Origin of the sequence: Curtobacterium sp. MMLR14_002 (genome assembly GCF_001864975.1) — a bacterium.
GTDB lineage: Bacteria > Actinomycetota > Actinomycetes > Actinomycetales > Microbacteriaceae > Curtobacterium > Curtobacterium flaccumfaciens.
Genome location: NZ_MJGT01000094.1, coordinates 47,482 through 71,672 on the forward strand (window position 1 = coordinate 47,482; position 24,191 = coordinate 71,672).

Genomic DNA, 24,191 nt, shown 5'->3' on the forward strand with positions numbered 1-24,191 from the left:
GATCACTTACCCTTCACGGCGGTGCGGACGAAGACGGAGCGGCCACGAGCACCGGGGACGGCGCCCTTGACGAGCAGCAGACCCTTCTCGGCGTCGACGGCGTGCACCGTGAGGTTGAGGACGGTCACGCGGTCGCCACCCATACGACCAGCCATGCGCATGCCCTTGAAGACGCGCGACGGGGTCGAGGAAGCACCGATCGAGCCGGGCTTGCGGTGGTTGCGGTGCGCACCGTGCGAGGCGCCGACGCCGTGGAAGCCGTGGCGCTTCATGACACCGGCGAAGCCCTTGCCCTTGGAGGTACCGACGACGTCGACCTTCTGGCCCGCCGTGAACGTGCCGTCCACGGTGAGCTCCTGGCCGAGCGTGTACTCAGCGGAGTCGTTGGTACGGATCTCGGTGAGGGTGCGACGCGGGGTCACGCCAGCGGCCTCGAAGTGGCCAGCGGCCGGCTTGTTGACCTTGCGCGGGTCGATGGCACCGGCGGCGATCTGGATCGCCTCGTAGCCGTCGCGCTCAGCGTTGCGGATCTGGGTGACCACGTTCGGGCCGACCTCGATGACGGTGACGGGGATGAACTTGTTGTTCTCGTCCCACACCTGGGTCATCCCGAGCTTCTTGCCGAGGAGGCCCTTGACGGTCTTGGTTGAGTTCGCCATTGGTCAGCCCCCTTACAGCTTGATCTCGATGTTGACGTCTGCCGGCAGGTCGAGTCGCATGAGCGAGTCCACGGCCTTCGGCGTCGGGTCGACGATGTCGATGACCCGCTTGTGCGTGCGCTTCTCGAAGTGCTCGCGCGAGTCCTTGTACTTGTGAGGGGAACGGATCACTGCGATCACGTTCTTCTCGGTGGGGAGCGGCACCGGGCCGACCACGGTTGCACCGGCACGGGTCACCGTGTCGACGATCTTCCGGGCCGACGTGTCGATGACCTCGTGGTCATACGACTTGAGCCGGATGCGGATCTTCTGTCCCGCCATGTGTCTCTTGTCCTCTCTGCGCCGCGCACCCTCTGGCCGCCTGACGCCGCTCGGTTCCGCATTCCTGCGGACCGTGCTGTTTTCCTGAACCAACCGGCCGCATCCACTGGGGATGACCGCTGTTCACCTGTCAACCTCGCGGGCGACCGTGGCCGTCCAGCGTGGGCAATCGACTGCCTCGTGCTCCGGGCGCAGCAGTGGTACACCGCGTCCGTCACCCTTCGGGGAGTCGTGTTCTGCTGCCTGCGGCCCAACCCAGCCCTGCTGAACAAGGGGGTTGTGCACTGCCAGAGCAGTGATCCTGTGGGCGTACACCCACGGGGAATTCGGAACCGGACAAGTCTCGCATAGCCCTGGCCCACGTGCAACCCGGGCGTGTCGCGAATTGCCGGGCGTGTCCCGCCGGCTCGCTTGCCCGGATCCACGCGGATCGGACGGCCTGGAGGCCCGGCTCGGCCCCGCAACGCGGAGCACCCTCCGGACGGGGTCCGGAGGGTGCGTCGACACGGGTCAGGAGACCGTCACTCGGCGGTCACCGGGGGCACGAACCACGGCGGGAACACGGCCACTCGCGGAGCGTGTCCACCGTGGTCAGCGAGCACGGCGCGGACGGTCTGCCGGGCCTTGTCGTTCGGGACGCCGATGACCGCGACGGACGTGAACGGCACGCTCGGTCCGGCGAGCAGCTCGAGGCCGTGCATCTCCGGGTCCGTGAAGTCGGTGCGACGGATCAGGTTCGTGCCGGCGTCGGGACCGACGGCGAACCGGACGTCGTCGGCGTCGGCGTCCTGGTCGGCGACGATCACGGATGCACCGAACGCGGAGACCGGTACGACGAGCACGACGTAGTCGATCGCCCGGGTGCGGCGGGCGGCGTCCGACCAGCGTTCACCCTCGGCGCCCGTGCGGAGCTCGTCCCAGCGGGTGGCGTCGGGCGACAGCGTGAACGGCACGTGACCGGCGATCGAGGAGCCGTCGGGCGCCTCGGCCTCGGCGCGGGCGGCGCGGGTGTCGGCGGAACTGACGTCCACGACCGGCTCGGCCTGGTCGGACGCCAGGATCGCGCCGGCGCCGACGATGCCGTCGAGGTTGTCGATGTGGGTGACGTGGTGGGCGCGGAGCGCTGCGAACTCACGTGCTTCGGGCAGGTCGGCGGACGACGAACGGAGCGACGTCGGCGACCGGAGCGACGTCCCGGGCCCGGAGGCCGGCGGGTCGACGCGCAGGTTGGTGGTGATGCGGGTCCGGCGGGGTGCCGGGGTGGCTGGGATCTCCGACGCCTCGCGCTGCCGGGGTGCGCAGATGTCGCAGAGCTCGGTGGGGAATCCGTGGATGCACTCGTCGGTCACGACTGTTGTGGGTCCTTCCGTGCCGTGTGGGGGTGGTCCGGCACGTCGACCAACGCTACGTCATCCGGACGGCCCCCGGGTCATTGTCGGTAGAGCAGTGCCCGGACCTCGGCCTCGGCGGACGCCAGGCGGTTCGGATCGATGGTCTCCCCGTGGTCGTACGCGTCGAGCAACCGGGGGTCGATGTAGCTCTGTCGGCACACCGTCGGGGTGTTGCCGAGCTCGTCGCTGGCGGCCTTCACCGCGTGCGAGACGGCCTTCTTCCGCTTGGCCTGGGACGACTGCGGTCCGGTCTTCGCCAGGTCGACCGCGGCCGCGACCGTCCCGTGCAGGGTCCGGAAGTCCTTCGCGGTGAACTCGTCGCCCGCACGTTCCTTCACGTAGGCGTTGATGTCCTCGGCGGAGAGCGGCTCCCACTCCGCACCGCGACGCTCGCGGAACGAGAGCAACCGCGCGTTGGGCCCGCGACGCTTCATGCCGGCGATGACCCGCGCCAGGTCGTGGTCGTGGATCGACGACGACCACTCCTGCCCGCTCTTGCCGGGGAAGTCGAGTTCGATGTCGTCACCCGACACGTGGGCGTGCGCGCACAGCAGCGTGGACAGCCCCCGACTGCCGTGCTCGGTGGCGTACCGCTCGGACCCGACCCGGAGGGACCCCTGGTCGAGCATGCGGAACGCTGCGGCCAGCGCACGGCGGCGGTCCGGCTCGGGGCGACGGAGGTCCTGCGTGACACCGCGGCGGGCGACCGGCAGGGACTCCGCCAGTGCCAGCGCACGGTCGTACTTGATCCGGTCCATCCGTTCACGCCATGACGGGTGGTACATGTACTGGCGGCGCCCCGCACCGTCCGTGCCCGTCGCCAGGATGTGGCCGTTCTCGTACGGGGAGATCCAGACGTCGTTCCACGCCGGCGGGATCACGAACTCCTCGAGTCGACGGCGCTCGTCCGGGTCCGTCACGGTGTTGCCGTCGGGGTCGCGGAACGAGAAACCGCGTCCGGAACGGACGCGGTGGTAGCCGCGACCGGAGGTCGCGGATCTGCGGAGGCGGGTCACGACGTCGAGCCAACTCCGTGACGCCTGTGACGGGTCACGGGGCGGACAGGAGGCCCGTGGCGGGCGCTACCCCGGGCCTCCTGTCCGGCGCCCTGTACGGCCCGCCAGTGGCCGCGTACGACGAAGCGGGGCCGGGCCCGAAGGCCCGACCCCGCTGTCGCAAGGAACCGGAGTTACTTGATGATCTTCTCGACCGTACCGGCACCGACCGTACGACCACCCTCACGGATGGCGAAACGGAGGCCCTCTTCCATGGCGATCGGCTGAATCAGCTCGACCGTCATGGCGACGGTGTCGCCGGGCATGACCATCTCGGTGCCCTCGGGCAGCGTGATGACGCCGGTGACGTCCGTGGTGCGGAAGTAGAACTGCGGGCGGTAGTTCGCGTAGAACGGGTTGTGACGCCCACCCTCGTCCTTGGTCAGGATGTACGCGTTCGCCTGGAACTCGGTGTGCGGCGTGACCGAACCCGGCTTCACGACGACCTGGCCGCGCTCCACGTCCTCGCGCTTGAGGCCACGGATGAGCAGACCGGTGTTGTCACCGGCGACCGCCTGGTCGAGCAGCTTGCGGAACATCTCGATGCCCGTGACCGTGGTCTTCTGCGTCGCGCGGATGCCGACGATCTCGACCTCGGCGTTCAGGTTGAGCGTGCCACGCTCAACGCGACCGGTGACGACCGTGCCACGACCGGTGATCGTGAAGACGTCCTCGATCGGCATCAGGAACGGCTGGTCGGTGGCGCGCACCGGGTCCGGCACGTGCTCGTCGACCTGGGCCATGAGGTCCTGGACCGACTTGACCCACTTCTCGTCGCCCTCGAGCGCCTTGAGCGCCGAGACCTGCACGACGGGGGCGTCCTCGTCGAACTGCTGCGAGCCGAGGAGCTCGCGGACCTCGAGCTCGACGAGCTCCAGGATCTCCTCGTCGTCCACCATGTCGGACTTGTTCAGTGCGACGACGATGTAGGGGACGCCGACCTGGCGGGCGAGCAGGACGTGCTCACGCGTCTGGGGCATCGGGCCGTCGGTGGCGGCGACCACGAGGATCGCGCCGTCCATCTGTGCCGCACCCGTGATCATGTTCTTCACGTAGTCGGCGTGACCGGGGGCGTCGACGTGCGCGTAGTGACGCTTCTCGGTCTGGTACTCGACGTGCGAGATGTTGATCGTGATGCCGCGCTGGCGCTCCTCGGGAGCGTTGTCGATCTGCGCGAAGTCGCGGGCCTCGTTGAGGTCCGGGTACTGGTCGTGCAGAACCTTGGTGATCGCCGCCGTGAGCGTGGTCTTGCCGTGGTCGACGTGACCGATGGTTCCGATGTTGACGTGCGGCTTGGTGCGCTCGAACTTGGCCTTGGCCACTGTGGGTCCTCCTCAGGACTCGGAAGCGTCACCCCCGGCCGGCCCTGGATGGGCTCGGGACCGTTGGTGCGCGGTGTGTGTCTGTACTTTACTTGGTGGCGAGGGGCCCGTCGCCGGGCGCCCCCGCCTGTGGAGAAGCGCTGAGCGCTACTCCCCCGCGTTCTTCGCGATGATCTCCTCGGCGACCTTGGCCGGGACCTGGCTGTAGGTCTCGAAGGTCATCGAGTAGACCGCACGACCAGAGGTCTTCGACCGCAGGTCGCCGACGTAGCCGAACATCTCGGACAGCGGCACGCTCGCGCGGACCACCTTGACGCCCGAGGCGTCCTCCATCGAGGCGATCTGGCCACGACGGGAGTTCAGGTCACCGATGACGTCGCCCATGTACTCCTCAGGAGTACGGACCTCGACGGCCATGATCGGCTCGAGGATCGCCGGACCGGCCTTGCGAGCCGCTTCCTTGTAGGCGATCGAGCCGGCGATCTTGAACGCCATCTCGGACGAGTCGACGTCGTGCGCCGCGCCGTCCTTGAGGATGGCCTTCACGCCGACCGTCGGGTAGCCCGCGAGGATGCCGACCTGCATGGCGTCCTGGATACCGGCGTCGACCGACGGGATGTACTCGCGCGGGACACGGCCACCGGAGGTCGCGTTGACGAACTCGTAGACCTTCTCGCTCGTGACCTCCATCGGCTCGAGCGCGATCTGCACCTTCGCGAACTGGCCGGAACCACCGGTCTGCTTCTTGTGGGTGTAGTCGTAGCGCTCGACGATCTTGGTGAGCGTCTCGCGGTAGGCCACCTGGGGCTTACCGACACTCGCCTCGACGTGGAACTCGCGCTTCATGCGGTCGACGAGGATGTCGAGGTGGAGCTCGCCCATGCCCTTGATCGTCGTCTGACCGGTCTCGGCGTTGAGCTCGACGCGGAACGTCGGGTCCTCTTCGGCGAGCTTCTGGATGGCCGTGGAGAGCTTCTCCTGGTCGGCCTTCGTGTTCGGCTCGATGGCGACCTCGATGACCGGCTCCGGGAACGTCATCGACTCGAGGACGACCTGGTTGGTCGGGTCGCACAGGGTGTCACCGGTGGTGGTGTCCTTGAGGCCGATGACCGCGTAGATGTGGCCAGCGGTCACGTTGGCGACCGGGTTCTCCTTGTTGGAGTGCATCTGGAAGATCTTGCCGATGCGCTCCTTCTTGCCCTTGGTCGAGTTGATGACCTGGGCACCGGACTCGATCGAGCCGGAGTAGACGCGCACGTAGGTCAGACGACCGAAGAACGGGTGCACCGCGACCTTGAACGCAAGGGCCGAGAACGGCTCCGACGCGTCGGGCTTGCGGATGATCTCCTTCTCCTCGTCCTTGACGTCGTGGCCGATCATCGGCGGCACGTCGAGCGGGGACGGGAGGTAGTCGATGACGGCGTCGAGCATCGGCTGGACACCACGGTTCTTGAACGCGGAACCGCAGAGGACCGGGTAGAGCGTGCTGCTCACCGTGAGGGCACGGATGGCTGCCTTGATCTCGGCGACCGAGAAGTCCGTGTCGCCCTCGAGGTAGCGCTCCATGAGGACGTCGTCCGCCTCGGCCACGCGCTCGATGAGCTTCTCGCGGTACTCGGCGGCGCGGTCCTGCAGGTCGGCCGGGATCTCTTCGATCTCGTACTTCGCGCCCATCGCGACGTCACCCTTGGCGTCGCCGCGCCAGGTGAGTGCACGCATCTGGACGAGGTCGACGACACCTTCGAACGAGCTCTCGGAACCGATCGGCAGCTGGAGCACGAGGGGCTCCGCGCCGAGGCGGTTCACGATGGTGTCGACGGTGTAGTAGAAGTCGGCGCCCAGCTTGTCCATCTTGTTGACGAAGCAGATGCGCGGGACGTCGTACTTGTCGGCCTGACGCCAGACGGTCTCGGACTGGGGCTCGACGCCCTCCTTGCCGTCGAAGACGGCGACCGCACCGTCGAGGACGCGGAGCGAACGCTCCACCTCGACCGTGAAGTCCACGTGACCGGGGGTGTCGATGATGTTGATCTGGTTGTTGTCCCAGAAGCAGGTCGTCGCGGCCGACGTGATCGTGATGCCGCGCTCCTGCTCCTGCGCCATCCAGTCCATCGTGGCAGCGCCGTCGTGGACCTCACCGATCTTGTGCGTGATGCCCGTGTAGAACAGGATGCGCTCGGTCGTCGTGGTCTTGCCGGCATCGATGTGCGCCATGATGCCGATGTTGCGGACCTTGTTCAGGTCGGTGAGCACGTCCTGTGCCACAGGGTTCCTCCGGAAGAGTTGTAGGAGAGGTTGGCGGCCGTCCGGGCGCCGGGGTTCTTGACCACCGGCACCCGGACGGTGCCGGGACTACCAGCGGTAGTGGGCGAAGGCCTTGTTCGACTCGGCCATCTTGTGCGTGTCCTCGCGGCGCTTGACCGCGGCACCGAGACCGTTCGACGCGTCGAGGATCTCGTTCATGAGACGCTCGGTCATCGTCTTCTCGCGACGGGCCTTGGCGTACGAGGTGAGCCAACGGAGCGCGAGGGTGTTCGCGCGGTGCGGCTTGACCTCGACCGGGACCTGGTAGGTCGAGCCACCGACACGGCGGCTACGGACCTCGAGGGTCGGACGGACGTTGTCGAGCGCCTTCTTCAGCGTCACGACGGCATCCTGCTGGTTCTTGGCGGAAACGCCCTCGAGTGCACCGTAGACGATGCGCTCGGCGAGGCCCTTCTTGCCGTCGAGCAGGATCTTGTTGACGAGCTGGCTGACGATCGGCGCACCGTAGACCGGGTCGGCGACGACGGGACGCTTGGGGGCGGGACCCTTACGAGGCATCTAACTCAACCCTTCTTCGCGCCGTAGCGGCTACGAGCCTGCTTACGGTTCTTGACTGCCTGGGTGTCCAGGGCACCACGGATGATCTTGTACCGCACACCCGGGAGGTCCTTCACACGACCGCCGCGGACGAGCACCATCGAGTGCTCCTGGAGGTTGTGGCCCTCACCGGGGATGTAGGCCGTGACCTCGGTGCCGTTCGAGAGCTTGACACGAGCGACCTTGCGCAGTGCCGAGTTCGGCTTCTTGGGGGTGGTGGTGTAGACGCGGGTGCACACACCACGCTGCTGGGGGTTCGCCTTCAGGGCGGGCGCCTTGGTCTTGGTGACCTTCGGCGTACGACCCTTGCGAACCAGCTGCTGAATAGTAGGCAACTGTTCTCCTGGTTCTTCGCTCGTGCTCTCTGGCCGGCGCGTTCCGCCGGCTTCCTCGTCCCACGCTGAGCACCGCCGGACGGCGGGTGTTCGAGTGGGGGACGGAGTGGTCCGGCTGGGCGATCCCGCTCGCCGGACTTTTCGGGCGCGCCCGAGGGCGCACACCCGGTAGAGACTACCCGCGTAACGGGACGAAATCAATCCGGGTCACCCCGGGCACGGACACCGTCATGAGCCGGTGTCGGACGACCCGTTGCCCACCGCCGAGCGGAACGTGGCGCCGTCGCTCGAGAAGCCCGTGACGTACCCGCTCGCGTTCACGTTGAGCGGCCCCGCTGAGGCCGTTCCGGTGCCGGCAGCACCCGAGATGTCGGCCGTGTACTTCGCCCGGCCGGGCGCCGTCGTCGTGATCAACCAGCCGTTCGTCGTCCAGCTACCGACCCGGACCGTCGGCCGCGTCTCGAGCGTCCACTTCTGGTTCGAGTACGTGTACGCGGGGTTCTGCCCGTACGCGTAGAAGCTGCACCCGGCGGGTGCTGCGTCGGTGGAGGCGATGCAGCCGTCCACCCAGTCGTCCACCGCCCGCTTGGCGGCCTGCTGCCCGGCGGTGGTCAGGGTCGTGGTCATCTGGACCGGGGTCGAGGTCGACCGACCGAACCCGCTGACGATCGCCGATCCCCCTCGGGCCGTGGTCCACTTGCCGCCGTCGAAGGCGACGTCGTACGTGCCGGGCAGCGCGCGGAGGCTCACCGTGCCGTCCTTCGCGGTCTTCACGTTCCGGCCGGCGACGGTGACCGCCGCACCGGACGGCCCCCGCACGGCGACGGCGACCGATCCGAGCTCGGGGGCCTGCAGCTCCCAGATGGGGAACACACCCCAGTCCGACCCGGTCTTGTCCAGCGTGAAGGTCGCAGCGACGTCCTGCCCGCCCTGGCGCAGGTACGCGCGGACCGTCGCGGTGTCGCCGTCCGTCCGCGTCGCGGCGACGCGGTAGCCGGTGACCTTGTCCGATGCCTTCGCGTAGGCGGCTTCGCCGAGCAGCACGTCGGTCTTCTCGCGTTCGATGCCCGCGTCGTCGAGGGCGTCGGCCACGCGTCCGGCCGTCAGGTCGTCGAGGAACGCCCGCACCGGGCGGTCCGCCGAGTGCGAGGAGGAACCGACCGAGTAGCCGACGACACCGGCGACGAGCAGCAGGACGACCGCTGTGCCGCCCGAGATGATGCCGATGAGCTGGCCGCGACGGAGCTTCCGGCGAGGACGCTGCGGGACCGGTCCGGGCACCCCGGGCAACCCGGGGAATCCGGGGGCTCCTGCGCCGGGACCCGGACCGAACCCCTGGGCCGTTGCCCCGGACGTTCCGTCGGTCCCACGGATCGAGGCCACCGGCGGGACGGCACCCCAGCCGCCCTGCTGGTCCGGATCCTGCGCGTGCTGGTCGCTCATCGTTCCCCCGTTGCGTGTGCGTCGTGCCCTGCGAACACTACCGTCCGGCGGGTTCCTCGCCCGCGTTCGTCCGGTCGGGCCCGGAGCGCTCGTCAGGCCCGTCCAGACGTGCCGTCCCGGCCGCGCCCGAGCCGCCATCGGTCCGTGCCTGGTGGCGAGCCATCGTGATCCCGCCGAGCACCGACAGGAGCGCCACCACGACGGACCCGACCACGAACGGCCCGAGGGCGTACCCCGCGGGGAAGACGAGGAGCTCCGTCGCGTCCGAGCGGACGAGCGCGTAGCCCACGGCTCCGACGCCGAGCATGACCAGGTAGACCGTCGCCGCGGCCACCAGCGCGGTGACCCCGGGGTTGCCGTCGCGCACGCCGGCCGCGGACGCGAGGAAGACCACCACCGCGCCACCGACCACCATCGCGGGCCCGAGGTACGGGGTGGCGTCGGGCTGCGAGATGACCTCGACGTCGGCGAGCAGGGCTTCGAAGCCCGTGACGGCGATCACGAGCGCGATGAAGAGGACGGACGTCATCGTCGCGATCAACCACCGGGACATGGGCCGATCGTATCGCCGACCGGCTGGTCAGCGAGCGGGTTCGGCGTGGTCCGTGTCGCCCGCGTGCTCGCGACGGTCCGCCCGGTCGGACTGCTCCTGCGCTGCGGCGACCAGGGCGAGCGCGATCGTCGCCGTGATGATCGGGACGGTCTCCGTCATGGGGGCGGGCGCGGAATCCGGCATCGTCGCGGCCGTCTCGTCCGTCGCGTCGGTCGGGACGTCGGACTGGAGGCCCGTGGCGGCGTCCGCCTCGGCGCTGCCCTCCGGCTCGTGGTCACGCAGCGCCGGGCCGATGACCGGCAGCACCCCCGTGGTCGCGGCCGGTTCAGCGTGCAGGACCGGCGGCTCGGTGGACACGGATCCGTCGCGCTTCGCCGCGCGGCGCGCTCGGCCCATCTTCACCAGGACGACGACGGCGACGATCGCCCAGATCCCGTTGACGATGGTCGAGGGGACGGCGTGGTGCGCAGCGACGTTGATGGCCACCGCGAGGCCGCCGACGAGGTTGAACAGCTGGTAGAGCGGGCCGTTCGGGATCTTGCCGGTGGAGAACAAGATGTAACCAGCTAGAACGGTTACTGCGCCGAACCAACCCAGGAATTCCACGATTCCGACCAACACGCGCGACTCCGGGCACGACGAGGAACGGCCGGTTCGAGCCGACCGTTCGAGCGGGGATGAGCAGCCGCGATCACGGCGTCTGGTGCATCGTAATCACAACGACGGGTGTCGCGGAAGTGGGGTCGGCGTGGCGCGGCCGACCCCAGTCCGTGGGGGTCGGGTCAGCCCTTCGCGGTGTCCGACTCGGCGAGGACGTAGACCGAACCGGAGAGCGACCAGGCCTGCGCGTCCATCGGGCTCGCTCCCGAGTCCGAACTCGTCGAGGCGATGCCGGTCACCAGGAACAACCGCTGCCCGGACTGCACCGCCTTCGTGAAGGCGAGCGCCTGGTCGTACGAGCCCTGCACCGCCACGGTCACCGGGATGACGACGAAGTTCAATCCGTTGATCGCAGCGTCGCTCAGCGCGGTCGGCGCCGTCGGGGTCGGCGCGGCGCTCGGCGTGGCACTCGCCGAAGCGGCAGGCTCGTCGGAGGGCTGGCCGGCTGCCGGCTCGTAGGCCTTCGCGTCTCCGACGGTGATCGAGGTCACCGTGACGCCAGCGGTGGTCGCTGCACCGTTCAGTTCTCGGAGGAGGTCCTCCGTCGACGGCGTCGACGGTACCGAGGCGCGGAGCGCGTCCAGCTTCGTCTTCGTCTCGGCGAGTGCGTCGCTCGCCTTCTGGAGCCGAGCGAGCTCGGCCTGGTTCCGGGCGTTCGTGGCGTCGATGTCCGTCTGCTGCGAGGAGTTGTCCGCCGCCTGGGCGAGCTGCGGCTGCACCCCGAGGAACCACGCTCCGGCGAGCACGGCTCCGATCGCGACGAGCGCGACGACGAACGAGAGTCGGTTGCGGTTCACTTCGACTGCTCCTGGGTGTACTTGCCGTCGAACGCCCGTTCCCCGAGGTGGACCTGGACCGTCGCGGTGTACCCGCCGGAGTCCTCCTGCAACGCGACCGACGTGATGGTCGAGTCCGCGTAGCCCTCGAGCTGGGACAGACGGGCGGTCCAGTCGGGCACCGAGGGGATGGTCGGACTCGACACGGTCAGCTGCATCGATGCGACACGGGCCTTCTCGAGCGGGACCGCCGACTGCGCGAACGCCGTGGTGACGTCAGCGGAGTCGATGGTCATCGAGGTGATGGTGACGCCGGCCGGCAGCACGTTCTTGAGCTGCGACAGCGTGCCGTTCCAGTCGATCTCCGTCGACCCTCCGACGGTTCGTGCCGCCTCCAGGAGCTGGCTGTCCTGTTCGACCTGCCGGACGTCGGAGAAACGTTGCTGCTGCTGCAGCAACGACGCCGTCTCGGCCTGCGCGGCGGTCAGTGAAGATGCGGCGTCCAGCTGGTGGACCGCCGCTGCGCCGACGCCGAGTGCCGCGACGGCCGCCGTGATGAGGACACCGAGCCACGCACGACGCGCGACGCCCCGCTCCCGACGGTCGACGTGGACCTCGGAGGGCAGGAGATCGACGCGGGGTTCACGACCGGCGATCGACACCTGCGCGCCGCGAGCACTCCGCCGGGGACGCTCCGGTCGTGCCGCACCGACCGCATCGACGGGTCGCGCTTCTGTGACGGTCATGCTGCTCTGTTCCCTACTGCCAACCCGAAGGCGACCGTGATCGCATCGACGTGGTCGGCGACATCGCCGGCCGGGATCGATCGTGCGAGTCCGACACCGTCGAACGCGGCGCCAATCGTGACCGGCAGGCGCGTCTGCTCCGCGAGCGCCTCGCGCATGCCCTGCAGCCGGGTCCCGCCACCGGTCAGCACGACCCGGGTCACGGGTTCCGACGGCCGGGTGTTGACGAAGTAGTTGATCGTGTTCCGCAAGCTCGACGTGAGTTCGTGGACCGAGGCCGTGATCACCGCGACGGCACGGGCGTCGTCCGGAGTCCGTGCCGATCCACCGAGCCCGAGGTGGCGCTTCACTGCCTCGGCCTCGTCGAAGGTGATGTCGAGGGCCCCGACCAGCGCGCGGGAGATGTCGTTGCCCCCCATCGGGATGATCCGGACGAACTGCGGGATCCCGTCGGTCGCGATGACCACACTCGTGGTGTCCGCGCCGAGCTGCACCACCGCCGCGGTCCCCGAGACCCCCTGGCGCCCGAGCAGGACACGGGTGAGCGCGAACGGGATCATGTCGACCCCGATCGGGTTGAGTCCGGCGAGCTGCACCGCCTTGACGTTCGCGAGCACGGCGTCCTTGATGGCTGCGATCAGGAGTCCGTGGACGACGGGGCCGTTCTCGCTCTCCCCCTCGGACACCGGGTAGAAGTCGAGGATCGCGTCGCCGACCGGCACTGGGAGCATCTCCTGCACCTGGAACGGGAGGCTCTCGCGGATCTGCGCCATCGGGGCGAGTGGCACCGTGAGGTCGCGGGAGAGCACCCGTTGGTTCCCCATCCCCAGGACGACGTCCTTCGAGCGGAACCGTCCCGTCGACCACAGCTCGCGGAGGGTGGCCGCGACGGTGTTCGGTTCGAGGACCTCGCCTCGGCTCACCGCGTCCTGCGGAGTGGGGACCTCCGCGAAGCGCACCACCGTCGGTTGTGCCTTGTCGGCGTCGACGACCTCGACCGCGCGGATCGACGACCCCGCGATGTCGAGGCCCACGATGCTCTTGCCCATGATGCTGCTTTCGTTGGAGGTGGAGTGGTGGTCGCTCAAGCGACCCCGAGGACCTGGAGGTACCCGGTCCAGAGGACGTCCCCGAAGACGATCCCGAGCCATGCCCCCACCAGCATCGACGGCCCGAACGGCAGCCCGCCGCGCCAACGTGCACGGCCGGCGAGGAGGAGCGCGATCGCGACGGTACCGCCCACCAGGAACGCACCGAAAGCACCCACTGCGAGGGGTCCCCATCCGAGGTACGCGAGGACGAGGCCGAGGACCACGGCCAGTTTGACGTCACCGAGACCCATGCCGCCGGGGACCGCCAGCGCGAGACCGAGGTAGAGGACACCGGACCCGAGGGCACCGATCGCAGCACGACCGAGAGCGGACCAGTCGCCGTCGGCAGCACTCGCGACGACGAGGAGCACCGCGAGGACGATCCCGGACGGGTAGACGATCGCGTTCGGGAGCGTGCGGGTGGCGACGTCGATCAGGGTGAGTGCGACGCTGATCGCCATCAGGTACAGCAACGCGACGAGGACCACGACCTGCGTCACGGTGTCCTGGGTCGTCTCCGCAGGCGAGCGGCCCGCGACCACGAAGGCGGTGAGCCCGAACAGGACCGCGGTGGTGAGCTCGACGGCTGGGTACCGCGCGGAGATCGGCGCGGAACAGTCACGGCAGCGTCCGCGCAGGACCAGCCAGGAGAGCACCGGGACGTTGTCGCGGCGTCGGATCGTGTGCCCGCACGTCGGACAGGCGCTCGGTGGTGAGACCACGGACTGGCCCGCCGGCACGCGGTGCACCACGACGTTGAGGAACGAGCCGATGAGCAGTCCGAACACCGCGGCGAGTCCGGGGAGGACGGGCCCGAGCACCTGGAGACCGGTCATCGGCACGCACCACCGGTCGTGGTCGCGCACGAGCCGCCGGCGGTGTAAGCGGCCTGGACCTCGACCTGCGTCGTGACCCCGTACGAGGTCGACACCGGCTGCAGGAACTTCGGGGGCGCCGTCGTCAGGAGCCGCTGGTCGTAGACGTAGTTCTTCGAGAACCCGGTGTTGCCGGTCGTCGCGACGGCCCCGCGCCAGTTCTGCGCGATCGAACCGATGACCTTGAGAGTGCCGAGCTTCGAGCCGATGTCGTAGTTCTGGTTCCAGAACGTGCCCGCGTTGCTCGCGATCGCCGCCGACACGGTGATCGACTCACCCGGAGACCGGCTCAGCAGGCCCACGCCCGAGCTGTTGCAGCGTGAGGTGTCCGCCACGTACCCGACACCCCACTGGTAGGTGGTCGGGTACGAGGTGCAGCGGGCGGGGTTGGAGATCTCGACGGCGTTCTGGCCGACGAGCCCGAGCACGTCGTTCGTGGCGCTGACGTAGGTGATGTCGTCGGTGACCCACACGGTGCCGGATGCAGCGATCGTCATCGACCCGCTGAACGCACCGCTGACGAAGACGTCGCCCGCCGTGCAGCTGTACGTGTCGGACGCCGAACCCGTCTGGTACGAGGAACCCGACGATCCCCCGTTGATCCACTCGCCCGCGACCGGGAACCCCTGCCCGTTGCTGAACGGCTGGTTGCTCGTGTTGGTCGCCGAACCGTTCGACCGCACGGTGACCGTGGTGGTGCAGTACGTGTTCGTGTACTTCGACGGGAAGGCCGCACCCCACGCGTTCACGTTGTTCGACGCGGACGGGATGTCCTGCACGTACATCAGGTTCGAGGGGAGGGTCGGGATGGTGGCACCGGCGGAACCTTGCAGATCCGAGACCGCCCCGCACAGCGCTGCGGCCTTTGCCGGGTCGTCCGCGCCGAGGACCGCCCCGCTCGAACTGTTGACCTTGATCTGGGTGGCCCGGGACCACGGCGACCACACAGTCATCCTGCCGTTCCCGAGGAACTTCACGCGGGTCGGTCCGGTGTACATGCAGCCTGGCCGCGGAACCGTCGTGGGCAGGTCGGTCCGCGTCTCCTGCGACATGTTCGTGTTCAGCGCAGGCAGACCGAGGTACGGAACCGCGGTCGCCGCACCGCCGTTGAACGTCCCCGCGCAGGTGCCGCTCGACGGTTTCACGGTCGTGTCGTGCTGTTCGACCGACCCGTTGAACACCGTCGAGCACGCCGAGGTGAAGACGTCGTTGGTCCGGATCGGCCCGTTCAGGGTGTCGGTGCCGGCGAACTGCACCGCCGCGCACTTCCCGGCGACCGATTGCCACTGGTAGGCGGTCGTGCAGTTGGCCCCGGTGAGCGCGGGGTTCGAGGACTCGTAGTTGGTGAAGTAGAGGTAGTTGATGAACCCGTCGCCCTTGAGGTTGGCCACGAGCGACCGGACGCTTCCCCCGGCCTTGCCGGTGACACGGACCCGCAGGACGCCCTTGCCGGAGTAGTCGGAGTTGTCGACCTCGTAGCGGAACCACTGGTCGCTCGAGCCGACGACCGGTGCCCAGTCCGAGCCGGAGTTGGTGAACGCGATGTTCCTGTCGGCGTTGACGAAGGTCGAGCCGCTCGACTTGCTGAACTGGGCGTTCGCGTTGCCGTAGAGCGCGTAGCCGTTGTCGTTCGAGAGCTTCGACTGGTAGTCGGCGAGCCCCGCGTACGCAGCTGCCATCGCGTTCTGGAAGTTGCGGTCCGAAGCGGCCTTGACCGCGCCCGAGGTCGAGACGGCGATCATCGTCGCGACGAGCAGCATCATGACGGTGCCGAAGATGAGCACGTTGCCGAGGACCATGCCGCGCTCGTCGCGCTGGGCGCGCGCGAGGACCGCGCTGATGCGACGGATCATGATGAACCCGCTCCGATGCTGGTGCCGTAGACGACGTTGAAGAGGTACAGGGTGTTCTGCACGTGGGTGTTGCCGCTCGCACCGGCGGCGGTGGAACCGAGTTCCAGGTTCACGCGGACGGCTCGCACGTTGCCCAACTGCGCGGTCGCCAGTGTTCCGTCCGGCTGGGTCGCGAGTGTCTTGCCGTCGGCGCCGAGGTACGAGAACAGCGCGACACCGTCGCTCGTCGGCGAGGCGATCGGACCACCCACCACCAGGCTCCGCGCCGGGGTCTGGGTCGTCGCAGGAAAGGAGTAGAAGCCGTTCGTCGCCGTGCCGTCCCACTGGTCCACGACGAGGCGTTTCGCGTCGTTCAGCGAGTAGCGGATCTGCACGGGTTTGTCGGTGCTGTTGCCGTCGAGGTTGATGTACGCGTAGAACACCACCTGCGTCGGGGCCGCCCGGGTGACCGCAGCGGCGTACGTGCCGTCCGACTTCGGCAACAGACTCGCGGCGTGCACGTAGCGGGTGATGGAGTTCATCGCGATCGACGCCGTCCGAGCGTTCTGGTCGGAGGACGTGTTCGTCACGCCCGCGCGCAGGGTGGCAGTGAAGAACCCGCCCGCCGCGACGAGGATGATCATCGACACGCTGACCGCGACGAGCAGTTCGGACAGCGAGATCCCCGCCTGCTCGCGATGGAGGCGTCGGAGGGCCCGCATCACGACGTCTGCCCGCGGGGGTCGAGGGTCAGGGTGTTGTCGTAGTTGATGAGCACCAGCGCGGTCTTCTGGTTCACCATGCCGTTGGTCACGGGTTTCACGTTCGAAGCCTTCGACGCGATCTCGTTCTTCGTCGTCGACCCGAACGTCGTCCCGGAGTAGAGCGTCCACGTGCCGAAGGGCAGGGCGATGGTCGCGGTGTCCCCGGTCGAGACCGGGAACCTCATCGTCATGCCGGCGGCGCAGCCGGGGTCGCCGGCGGCCGGGTTCGCCGACGAGACGGCAGTGACGTAGCGGTCCTTCACACCGGTGACGGTCGCGACGCCCATCATCACGGAGGCCGACGAAGGCTTCCCGGGAGCAGTGGCGACCGACGGCGGGCTCACACCGATCGCGTTGGCGGCATTCGGTGTCGACCAGGACGAGGGGTTGGGACTGAGGCAGCTGGTCGCACTCCCGGTGCTGTTGGAGTACGGGCCGGCGTAGACGGTGTAGCCCGAGGCGAACGGGAACACCGGCACCGACGGCTGTGAACTCGAGGTGATGGTGAGCGAGGTGCTGGCCAGGTCCCACGGCTTGACGACGTCCAGCCCGCCGGCCGTACTCGACAGCGTCGTGGGCATGTTGGTCGGGATCATCGCCTTGGAGCCGGCTGCGTACTGCAGGGTCAGCTGGCTCGACTGGTCGTACACGAACGGGACGGGCGAGCTCGCGCCGGCGGTCACCGAGATCGGCGACTGCACGGACGGCTGCTGCTGGTTCGTGTCGATGCCGCCGTCGACGCGCGCAGAGACCGCGTAGTCGCCCTGCGACACGTTCACCGCGTACGAGCAGCCCTGCGCGTCGGTCGGGAGGACCGCTGCCGTCAGCGCTGCACCGCCACCGCCACCGACGGGGGTGATGGTGATCCCGACACCCTCGTAGGGCGCACCTGAAGCGGTGGTGACCGAGATGATCACGGTGCCGTACCCGGGGTCGGTGACCGCGTCGCTCGGCGCGATCGCTGACGAAACCGACGTGGTGCTGGAACCGCCGCGCGGGTTCGGCCAGGTCACGGTCTCGACGACGCTCTTGTAGGCGAGCTTGCCGTTCGAGGTCCCGCACGCGCCGGTCGCGCCGTCGCTCTGCACCCAACTGACCTTCCGGTCGATCGCGTACTCGACGCCGCCGATGGTCTTCGTGTTGTCCGGACCGGACTTGCTGAGGACCCGGAAGATCCCCCCGGTGGAAGCAGCCGCGGTCTGGCGGAGGGTGTCGATGTCCTGCGAGGCGAGGGCGACCGCGGTCTCGCGTCCGCGGTTGGTCTGCGTGAGCTGGAGGCTGTTCGCGATGCCGTAGGCGATCCCGATCGACATGACCGCGAACACCATCATGGCGACCATCACCTCGATGATCGAGAAGCCGGCTTCGGCGTCGTGCCGGTACAGCCGGTCGTGCAGTCGCTGGAACATGGTCACCTCCTCGTGCAGCGTCGGAGCAGAAGGGCGGCCCGTCGTCCGACGGGCCGCCCTCAGGAACAGATCAGGATCAGCAGGTGCCCTTGGCGGCAGCCAGGGTGTCGGTGATCTTGAAGTCGGTCTTCGTTGCGCCGGTGCCCTGGATGCAGAACGCCGTCGTGGAGGTCGCCTTGTAAGTCAGCGTGTTGTCCTGGCTGCTGGTGTAGCCGTACTGCCCGAGCGTCGCTTGCGTGAAGTCGGTGGCGGCGGGCAGCTTGCCGTTGTTGTCCGTCTGGTAAGCGATGACCGCGGTCTTGGCGTTCGCGAGGTCCGACTTGACCGAGGCGTCCTTCGCGTTGTTCTGCACGTTCAGGTACACCGGGATGGCGATGGCGGCGAGGATGCCGATGATGATGACGACGACGAGGAGCTCGATGAGCGTGAAGCCCTTCTCCTTGTCCTCGAGGAGACCCTTGCGGCGAGCGTCGAGCTTGCCCATGAGAGCGAAGTACATGGTGGTTCCGTTCTTGGGGGAATGCGATGGGAGAATGTGCCGGGGAGTGCTCCGCCGCCGCTGACAAGAGTATTCAGCGGCGATTCGGTGTGGAATCCCGAGAACGGGGGGTCCGAGCCCTCCGAATTGCCCCCAGTAACGGGGGTCTTCCCTCGCGCTTCACCCCCCACATGAGGGGCGACCCTTACTTCACCAACGACGTGATCTGGAAGATCGGCAGGTAGAGCGCGATGATCATGCCGCCCACGACGACACCGAGGAATGCGATGAGGAGCGGCTCGATCAGGGCAGTCAGCGACTCGGTCGTCGACTCGACTTCAGAGTCGTAGAAGACCGCGATCTTCTCGAGCATGATCTCCAGCGAACCGGCGTCCTCGCCGACGGCGACCATTTGCGAGACCATTGCCGGGAAAATGCTTTCCCGGGCCAACGGCGCCGCAATTGATTCGCCTTTCCGGACGTCTTCCGCAACCCGTTCGAGTGCTTTCTGGACGACGAAGTTGTTCGACACTTGACCGACGATCGACAATGCCTGCAGAATCGGCACGCCAGCGCCGATCATGTTCGAGAAGTTCCGCGCGAACCGCGCGATGACGATCTTGCGGGTCAGTCCGCCGAACACCGGCAGGCGGAGCATGATCGGGTCCCGGAAGCTCCGGAAGCGATCGGTGTTCTTGTTCGCCCGGAACCACAGCCAGCCGACGATCACGGCGACCGCGAGGACCGGCGCGAGCCAACGCATCGCGTGTGACAGGGTCACCAGGACCTGCGTCGGCAACGGGAGCTGCCCACCGAGCGACGAGAACATGTCCTGGAAGATCGGGACGATGAAGATGAGCATGATGACGACCGCCACCAGCGACATCACGAGCACGACCACCGGGTAGGTCATCGCCGACTTGATCGTCGAGCGGAGCTTGTGCTCCTTCTCGAAGTTCGTCGCGATGGAGTCCATGGCCTGGTCGAGGAAGCCGCCGGTCTCCCCCGCACGGATCATGTTGATCATGATCGGCGGGAAGTCGACCGGGTACTTCGCGACGGCGTCGGAGAACGAGACGCCGCGCTCGACGTCGTCGCGGACCTTGCCGAGGATGTCCTTGAGCTTCTTGTTCTCGGTCTGGTCGGACAGGATCGTCAGGGTCCGCAGGAGCGAGAGGCCCGAGGTGAGCATCGTCGAGGCCTGCCGCGACATGATCGCGAGGTCCTTGAGGCCGACGCCCTTCTCGAACCCGGGGATCTTGATCTCGGTCTGGAGTCCGGTGCCGGCCTTGGCCTCGGTGATGGCGATCGGTGAGACGCCCATCCCCCGGAGGCGCTGGACGACGGCTCCCTCGGACGCGGCGTCGAGGCGGCCCTTGACGAGCTTGCCGGCGCCGTCACGCCCGCGGTAGTCGAACGCGAGTGACATCAGTAGCCTCCGGAGAACTTGTCGCCGAAGTCGATGCCGCTGGCGGCGATCGCGGCGGCCGAGGAGTCGGACGGGGACTCGACGCGCTGGACGAGCCGGTCGAAGCCCTCTTCGTCGTGCACCTTCTCCATCGCGGCCTTGCGCGAGATCGTGCCGACGTTGACCAGTTCGGCGAGGTCCTGGTCCATGGTGTGCATGCCGAGGTCACGGCCGGCCTGCATGGCGGAGGTGATCTGGTACGTCTTGCCCTCGCGGATGAGGTTGCCGATGGCCGGGGTGATCGTCATGATCTCGGTGGCGACGACGCGGCCGACGCCGTTGGCCTTCGGCACGAGGGTCTGGCAGACGACACCCTGCAGGGTGGCCGCGAGCTGGGTGCGGATCTGCCCCTGCTGGTGCGGCGGGAAGACGTCGATGACGCGGTCGATCGTGCCGGGTGCGCTCTGCGTGTGCAGGGTGGCGAACACCAGGTGGCCGGTCTCGGCGGCGGTGAGCGCGACGGAGATGGTCTCGAGGTCGCGGAGCTCACCGATCAGGATGACGTCGGGGTCCTGCCGCAGCACGTGCTTGAGCGCGGAGGCGAAGGAGTGGGTGTCGGCGCCGACCTCGCGCTGGTTGATGATCGACCGCTTGTGGTCGTGCATGAACTCGATCGGGTCCTCGACCGTGACGATGTGGTCGGCACGGCTCTCGTTGACCAGGTCGATGAGCGCCGCGAGGGTGGTCGACTTGCCCGAGCCGGTCGGGCCGGTGACGAGGACCAGGCCACGGGGCAGGCCGGCGAAGTCGCCGACGTGCGCGGGGATGCCGAGCTGCTTGAGCGTCTTGATCCTGGTGGGGATGATGCGGAACGCCGCACCCCAGTTGCCGCGCTGCTGGTAGTAGTTCACGCGGAAGCGGTACTCCGGCGACAGCGAGTACGCGAAGTCGAGCTCCTGGTCGTGGTCGAACTGCCCGGCCTGTTCGACGGACAGCAGCGTCTTGAGTGCCGCGATGACCTTGCCACGCGACCACGCGCCTCCGGGCACGGCCGGCCGGAGCGAGCCGTCGACGCGGACGGTGGGCGGGGCGTCGGCCGTGACGTGCAGGTCGGACGCCCCCTGGTAGACGACCTGCGCCAGTGCGGTGATGAGGTCGGGGTCGGCGACCTCGCGCGCGTGCCGGGCGAAGTCGATGTCACCGGCCGATGCCGCGGCGGGGGCGGGAACCGGAGCGGGTGCCGCCGGTGCGGCGTGGTGGGCGCCGCTGTAGGCGATGGCCGGCAGCTGCTGGGTCGCCGGCTCGGCGTACCCGTAGGTGGCGGTCGAGGACGGCACCGCGGCGGGCGGCGTCGCCGGAGCGGTGGCGGACTGTGCCACGGGCGCAGCGACCGGACCACCCACGGGCCCGGCGACCGGGCTGGCCACCGGCGTGCCGGTGGGCGCGGGCCACACCGCCGAGTCGTTCGTCAGGTCGTAGACCTGCTCGGGCGGGGCGGCAGCGGCCGCGGCCAGCCGCGCGGCACGGCGGGAGCCGACCTCGGCACCGGGGGTGCCGGGGTGCCATCCGGCGACGGGCTCGTCGCCGGGCATGGTGATGTCGTACACGGAGTCGGTCATCTGCTCGTCCTGTTCTCCGGTCATGCGACGACGCGCAGGATCTCGTCGACGCTCGTCATGCCGAGCTTGACCTTCTCGAAGCCGTCCTGGCGGAGCGTGAGCATGCCCTGCTGCTGGGCGACGCGGCTGATCTCCGCGCTCGAGGCACGACCGACGGCGAGCCGCTCGATCTCCTCGGTCACGGTCATGACCTCGTGCAGGGCGATGCGGCCGCGGTAGCCGGTGTTCGAGCAGACGGCGCAGCCGACCGGGGCGAAGAAAGCGGGCATCTCGTCGCCGGGGGCCAGGAACCCGAGCGCCCGGAGCTGCTCGATCTCGTACACGGCGGGCGCCTTGCACCGGTCGCACAGCCGGCGGGCGAGTCGCTGGGCGACGACGGAGTCGAGGGCGGACCCGACCAGGAACGGTTCGATGTCCATCTCGGTCAGGCGGGTCACGGCCGACGGGGCGTCGTTGGTGTGCAGGGTCGAGAGGACGAGGTGCCCGGTCAGCGACGCCTCGATCGCGATCTGGGCGGTCTCGTGGTCGCGGATCTCACCGAGCAGCACGACGTCGGGGTCGGAGCGGAGGATCGAGCGGAGCGCGGAAGCGAACGTCAGGCCGGCCTTCGGGTTGACCTGCACCTGGTTGATGCCGGCCATCCGGTACTCGACCGGGTCCTCGACCGTGATGACGTTGATCTCGGGCTTCGCCACGGCGTTGAGGGTCGTGTACAGCGTCGTCGACTTGCCCGAACCGGTGGGACCGGTGACCAGGATCATGCCGTACGGCTTCGAGTAGGACCGCTGGTACGCCTGGAAGTTCTGCTCGAGGAGGTTGAGGTCCTTGAGGGTCAGCGAGGTGTTCGTGTTGTCGAGGATCCGCATGACGACCTTCTCGCCCCACACGGTGGGCAGCGTCGCGACGCGGAGGTCGATCTGCCGGCCGCCGTGCCGCACGGACATGCGGCCGTCCTGCGGCTTGCGACGCTCGGCGATGTCGATGTCACTCATGATCTTCAGGCGGCTGATCACGCCGTTCTGGATGTTCTTCGGCGCCGGCGCCATCTCGTGCAGCACGCCGTCGATGCGGTACCGGATCCGGACCTCGTGCTCGCCGGGCTCGATGTGGATGTCGGACGCGTGGTCCTGGATGGCCTGCGACACGAGCAGGTTCACGAACCGGACGATCGGGACGTCGTCGAGGGCACCGTCGGCGATGTCGACCTGCGCCTTCGAGGTCGTCGATGCTTCTTCTTCCAGCGACGACGTCAGGTCGTTCAGCTCGTCGTCGGCGCGCAGGTACCGGTCGAGGGCAGCGACGAGGTCACGCTCCTCGACCTGCAGCGGCTTGATCGCGCGACCGGACGCCGTCCGGGCGTCGTCGATGGCGAGCACGTTCGTGGGGTTCACCATCGCGAGGATGAGCAGGTCGCCCTCGAACCCGACGCCGAGCACACCGTGGCGCCGGCACAGGGCCGCCGGCAGGATCGACACCGCGGTGCCGTCGACGGGGTAGTCGCTCAGCGGGACGGTGCGGGAGTTGTTCGACGCGGCCCGGGCGGTGATGAACTGGGCCTCGCTCACGACGCCCTGGTCGACCAGGCCGCGGATGGCGCGCTCGTCGAGGTCCTCGTCACCCGTCATCGCATCGAGGTGCTCGATGGGCAGGGCGCCGTTCAGGATGAGGATCTCGGACAGGGTCGCCATGAGTCCCGTGCCTCCTTGGACTCGCGCACGGCGAGACGTCGTCGGGTGATGCGCCACCAGGGATGTGGCGCCCGACCACGCTACTTCTGGGGCCCTCGCCGACCGCAGTCCCAGAAAGAGGGGGCGGAGGGGGTCCGGCTGCACCCAGAACTGGGGTCCACGACCGGTTCGGCCCCGGTCCGGGGGACGCCTCGGCCGGTTCGCGGTGGTCGTCGGAGGGTGCATGTCCGCCAGCCTCCCGGACCCCGCACGGCTGCCGGAGTCCTGGCGAGCGGTCCGTGGAGAACGTCGGCGTCACACGGGAGTGTGGAGGAACGGGAACGCCGTCCGACGCGGGCCGGACAGCGCGGCACCGCGGAATCCCTCTCGACGCGCGCCCCCACCCGGGCACATGATGAGTCATGGACATCACGAGCGTGACCGTGGGGTTGCCCGTCAGCGACATCGAGGCGTCCTGCCTCTGGTACGGCGCGGTCTTCGAGCGCACCGAGCCGGACCTCGAGCCCGAGGACGGCGTCGCCGAGTACGAGGTCGGCGGCATCTGGATCCAGCTCTACGTCGACGAACAGGCCGAGGAGAACCCGGTCAGCGTCCGCTTCGGCGTCGACGACGTCGCCGCGCAGCACGCACGCATCGGCGCGCTCGGCATCGACATCGGCCCCGTCGAGTGCGTCGACGGGGCGGTCGACTGGTTCGACGTCCGCGACCCCGACGGCAACGTGCTGAGCCTGTTCTCGCTGGTCGACGAGACCGGACGCGGTTCCGGCCGCGACAACGGCGCGGGCCGCGCGCTCTAGCCGCGACCCCACGGCGGACGGGAGGCCCGTGGCGGCCCCGCACCGCGCCTCCAGGCCGTCACGTGGTGACGACACGACGAAGGCCCCGCCTCCTTGCGGAGACGGGG

The 24,191-nt window shown here is 68.6% G+C and carries 23 protein-coding genes; 1 reads left to right on the forward strand and 22 read right to left on the reverse strand.

The genetic code is table 11. The annotated features are described in order from the left end of the window. Positions 1-2 precede the first annotated feature (2 nt). The 22 genes from rplC to BIU91_RS15510 form a co-directional block, all read right to left on the reverse strand. Positions 3-659 (reverse strand): 50S ribosomal protein L3, encoded by a 657-nt coding sequence (gene rplC, locus BIU91_RS15405; RefSeq protein ID WP_027466731.1) that lies wholly within the window; start codon positions 657-659, stop codon positions 3-5. Positions 660-671: 12 nt separating this feature from the next. After that, positions 672-980 (reverse strand): 30S ribosomal protein S10, encoded by a 309-nt coding sequence (rpsJ, locus tag BIU91_RS15410; protein ID WP_017885534.1) that lies wholly within the window; start codon positions 978-980, stop codon positions 672-674. Positions 981-1,501: 521 nt separating this feature from the next. Further along, positions 1,502-2,329, reverse strand: a complete 828-nt coding sequence (locus BIU91_RS15415) for a DarT ssDNA thymidine ADP-ribosyltransferase family protein (protein ID WP_084741336.1) — start codon at positions 2,327-2,329, stop codon at positions 1,502-1,504. An 80-nt stretch (positions 2,330-2,409) separates the two neighbouring features. After that, positions 2,410-3,387 carry a DNA topoisomerase IB gene (locus tag BIU91_RS15420; protein ID WP_071406162.1) on the reverse strand — a complete coding sequence of 326 codons (978 nt, stop codon included), beginning with the start codon at positions 3,385-3,387 and terminating at the stop codon, positions 2,410-2,412. A gap of 173 nt (positions 3,388-3,560) precedes the next feature. After that, a complete protein-coding gene (gene tuf / locus BIU91_RS15425; RefSeq protein ID WP_027466734.1) occupies positions 3,561-4,748 on the reverse strand; it encodes an elongation factor Tu in 1,188 nt (395 codons plus the stop codon). Positions 4,749-4,895: 147 nt separating this feature from the next. After that, positions 4,896-7,013: an elongation factor G gene (gene fusA, locus BIU91_RS15430; protein WP_027466735.1), complete on the reverse strand. Its 2,118-nt coding sequence runs from the start codon at positions 7,011-7,013 to the stop codon at positions 4,896-4,898. Between the two features lie 87 nt (positions 7,014-7,100). Continuing rightward, positions 7,101-7,571: a 30S ribosomal protein S7 gene (rpsG, locus tag BIU91_RS15435; RefSeq protein WP_017885539.1), complete on the reverse strand. Its 471-nt coding sequence runs from the start codon at positions 7,569-7,571 to the stop codon at positions 7,101-7,103. 5 nt (positions 7,572-7,576) lie between these two features. Further along, positions 7,577-7,945: a 30S ribosomal protein S12 gene (gene rpsL / locus BIU91_RS15440; protein ID WP_017885540.1), complete on the reverse strand. Its 369-nt coding sequence runs from the start codon at positions 7,943-7,945 to the stop codon at positions 7,577-7,579. A gap of 228 nt (positions 7,946-8,173) precedes the next feature. Further along, entirely contained in the window at positions 8,174-9,388 is a 1,215-nt protein-coding gene (locus tag BIU91_RS15445) for a hypothetical protein (RefSeq protein ID WP_071406163.1), read from the reverse strand. 37 nt (positions 9,389-9,425) lie between these two features. Then, entirely contained in the window at positions 9,426-9,941 is a 516-nt protein-coding gene (locus BIU91_RS15450) for a DUF6121 family protein (RefSeq protein WP_071406164.1), read from the reverse strand. 27 nt (positions 9,942-9,968) lie between these two features. Beyond that, a complete protein-coding gene (locus BIU91_RS15455) occupies positions 9,969-10,496 on the reverse strand; it encodes a hypothetical protein (protein WP_071406165.1) in 528 nt (175 codons plus the stop codon). 227 nt (positions 10,497-10,723) lie between these two features. Beyond that, positions 10,724-11,398 (reverse strand): type 4a pilus biogenesis protein PilO, encoded by a 675-nt coding sequence (gene pilO, locus BIU91_RS15460; RefSeq protein ID WP_071406166.1) that lies wholly within the window; start codon positions 11,396-11,398, stop codon positions 10,724-10,726. Then, the gene (locus BIU91_RS19020; protein WP_071406167.1) at positions 11,395-12,123 is read right to left on the reverse strand and encodes a hypothetical protein; all 729 of its coding nucleotides are present in this window, start codon (positions 12,121-12,123) and stop codon (positions 11,395-11,397) included. Before BIU91_RS19020 ends, pilO begins: the two co-directional genes overlap by 4 nt. Continuing rightward, the gene (pilM, locus tag BIU91_RS15470) at positions 12,120-13,172 is read right to left on the reverse strand and encodes a type IV pilus assembly protein PilM (RefSeq protein WP_071406168.1); all 1,053 of its coding nucleotides are present in this window, start codon (positions 13,170-13,172) and stop codon (positions 12,120-12,122) included. Before pilM ends, BIU91_RS19020 begins: the two co-directional genes overlap by 4 nt. A gap of 35 nt (positions 13,173-13,207) precedes the next feature. Beyond that, entirely contained in the window at positions 13,208-14,050 is an 843-nt protein-coding gene (locus BIU91_RS15475) for an A24 family peptidase (protein WP_071406270.1), read from the reverse strand. Then, positions 14,047-15,942: a hypothetical protein gene (locus BIU91_RS15480; protein WP_071406169.1), complete on the reverse strand. Its 1,896-nt coding sequence runs from the start codon at positions 15,940-15,942 to the stop codon at positions 14,047-14,049. Before BIU91_RS15480 ends, BIU91_RS15475 begins: the two co-directional genes overlap by 4 nt. Then, positions 15,939-16,643 carry a PilW family protein gene (locus BIU91_RS15485; protein ID WP_071406170.1) on the reverse strand — a complete coding sequence of 235 codons (705 nt, stop codon included), beginning with the start codon at positions 16,641-16,643 and terminating at the stop codon, positions 15,939-15,941. Before BIU91_RS15485 ends, BIU91_RS15480 begins: the two co-directional genes overlap by 4 nt. Continuing rightward, positions 16,643-18,094 carry a prepilin-type N-terminal cleavage/methylation domain-containing protein gene (locus BIU91_RS15490; protein ID WP_139196612.1) on the reverse strand — a complete coding sequence of 484 codons (1,452 nt, stop codon included), beginning with the start codon at positions 18,092-18,094 and terminating at the stop codon, positions 16,643-16,645. Before BIU91_RS15490 ends, BIU91_RS15485 begins: the two co-directional genes overlap by 1 nt. Before the next feature lie 76 nt (positions 18,095-18,170). After that, positions 18,171-18,593 carry a prepilin-type N-terminal cleavage/methylation domain-containing protein gene (locus BIU91_RS19540; RefSeq protein WP_071406172.1) on the reverse strand — a complete coding sequence of 141 codons (423 nt, stop codon included), beginning with the start codon at positions 18,591-18,593 and terminating at the stop codon, positions 18,171-18,173. Positions 18,594-18,777: 184 nt separating this feature from the next. Next, the gene (locus tag BIU91_RS15500) at positions 18,778-20,001 is read right to left on the reverse strand and encodes a type II secretion system F family protein (protein WP_084741340.1); all 1,224 of its coding nucleotides are present in this window, start codon (positions 19,999-20,001) and stop codon (positions 18,778-18,780) included. Continuing rightward, the gene (locus BIU91_RS18270; RefSeq protein WP_290439510.1) at positions 20,001-21,623 is read right to left on the reverse strand and encodes a type IV pilus twitching motility protein PilT; all 1,623 of its coding nucleotides are present in this window, start codon (positions 21,621-21,623) and stop codon (positions 20,001-20,003) included. Before BIU91_RS18270 ends, BIU91_RS15500 begins: the two co-directional genes overlap by 1 nt. After that, positions 21,620-23,287: an ATPase, T2SS/T4P/T4SS family gene (locus BIU91_RS15510; protein WP_027466747.1), complete on the reverse strand. Its 1,668-nt coding sequence runs from the start codon at positions 23,285-23,287 to the stop codon at positions 21,620-21,622. Before BIU91_RS15510 ends, BIU91_RS18270 begins: the two co-directional genes overlap by 4 nt. Positions 23,288-23,688: 401 nt before the next feature. Here BIU91_RS15510 and BIU91_RS15515 point away from each other — a divergent pair, with 401 nt between their 5' ends. After that, entirely contained in the window at positions 23,689-24,084 is a 396-nt protein-coding gene (locus BIU91_RS15515) for a VOC family protein (protein ID WP_071245506.1), read from the forward strand. Positions 24,085-24,191 lie beyond the last annotated feature (107 nt).